Source organism: Mesorhizobium sp. M7A.F.Ca.CA.004.04.2.1 (assembly GCF_004022825.1).
Taxonomy (GTDB): Bacteria; Pseudomonadota; Alphaproteobacteria; order Rhizobiales; family Rhizobiaceae; genus Mesorhizobium.
In genome coordinates this window covers 1-1,261 of the sequence record NZ_RZPH01001352.1, presented here as the reverse complement: position 1 = coordinate 1,261, position 1,261 = coordinate 1, and the positions used below count along the sequence as shown (strand labels likewise).

Annotated in this window: 1 pseudogene; it reads left to right on the top strand. The window is 62.4% G+C overall.

The window, feature by feature from the left end:
• A pseudogene (locus tag EN893_RS34495) lies at positions 1 to 1,261 on the top strand (autotransporter outer membrane beta-barrel domain-containing protein); the annotation flags it as partial.

The following is a 1,261-nucleotide window of genomic DNA, read 5'->3' as shown; positions in this document are numbered from 1 at the left end:
CCGTGGACACGGCGTCGTTGCCCAGGCGGTGGGCGGTGGCGGTGGCGCCGGCGGCATGGATTCGCTGGCCATGGGCCAGTCGGCGGCCGGCTCGCAAGGTGGTATCGGCGACGCTGCGGCGTCGGCCGCTAGCACGGACAGCCAAGTCTGGGTCAAGGGCGCAAGTTCGTATGCGATGTTCGGCCAGAGCGCGACAGGCGACGGCAATGCCCATGCGGTCGATCTGACGGCGGGTGACAGCCTGTTCGCGCAAGGTGCGGATTCCGTGGCTGTCTATGGCGAGAGCACGGCCAAGGGCGCCAAGGGCAACATCACCATCAACCTGAATGGCCAGTACACGATCGGCGGTGCCGGAACCGGCGTGGCGGCGATGCTTGTCGGGGGCGCAGACAACACGCTGAACAACCACAGCCTGCTCTATGCGATGGGGGCAACGCCGAGTTTCACCATCCAGGCGTCGCAATTTCAGGCATTCCAAGCCTTCCTGTTGGCGCCCGGTCCCGTCGTGCCGACGAATGCGATCCTGGAATCGCTTCTGGACGATTTCAGCCCACTGGCTATCACCGGCACATCGGGCGATGACCATGTGGAGAATTCGAAGAGCGCCGACACGCTCGGACGGGTGATCGGCAACATGGACCTCGGCGGCGGCACGAACAGCTTCCACAATATCGCCGACGCCTCGATGGTCGGCCTCAAGACCATCGATCTCGGCGGCGGCAAGTTCACCAATGACGGGCTGTTTACCAATCAGGGCATCGGCGTCGTGGCCAAAGTGGATGTCACGGGCGGCTTCACGCAGATATTCTCGGGCGACTTCGTCACCGACGTCGATCTCAACAACCAGATCACGGATGCCCTGGCACTAACGGTGGCCGGAGACTTCGATGGTGAAGCGCCGTTGAATTTCCTGTCGATCGACAAATTGTTCGCCGAATATGTGCTGGCCACCGGATCGGCGATGACCGATTCCGGCATCACGCCCACGACGCTGCATCCGGCGGTCGGCTTCAATTTCCTGACCAAGGTGGTCGGCGGAACGGATCTGGTTCTCTATGCCGACAATCCGACTTTCCTGGAGTTGGCACAGGATCCTAACTCCGGCACGACCGATCCCGGCGTCTTCCAGATGGCGCAGTATCTCGATGATGTCGAGGCTTCTTCGAGCCCAGACAATCCGATGGCGCTGTTGATCAACATGCTGCGCTTCCTGCCCGATGAAATGGAGCTCGGCTCGGCCCTGACGCGGCTGACGCCGCAC